Below are 237 nucleotides of genomic sequence, written 5' to 3' on the forward strand. Positions count from 1 at the left end.
GCGGCGATGACGCTGGCCGCCTCGCGCCTCGATCTGACCGAAGACCTGCCCGGCCGTGTCGCGGCGGTCCGGATTGCCGAGATCCGACCCCAGGTCAACGGCATCGTGCAGCGACGGCTGTTCGAGCAAGGCACGGAAGTGCGGGCAGGCCAGCCGCTGTTCCAGATCAACCCGGCACCGTTCAAGGCCGACATGGATACGGCCGCGGCGGCCCTGCAACGCGCGCAAGCCGCGCTC

At 70.5% G+C, this 237-nt stretch carries 1 pseudogene; it reads left to right on the forward strand.

The annotated features are described in order from the left end of the window. Positions 1–237, forward strand: a pseudogene (locus SB772_RS45385) (efflux transporter periplasmic adaptor subunit); the annotation flags it as partial.

Origin of the sequence: Paraburkholderia sp. SIMBA_030 (assembly GCF_046535245.1) — a bacterium.
In the GTDB taxonomy this organism is placed as follows: Bacteria; Pseudomonadota; Gammaproteobacteria; order Burkholderiales; family Burkholderiaceae; genus Paraburkholderia.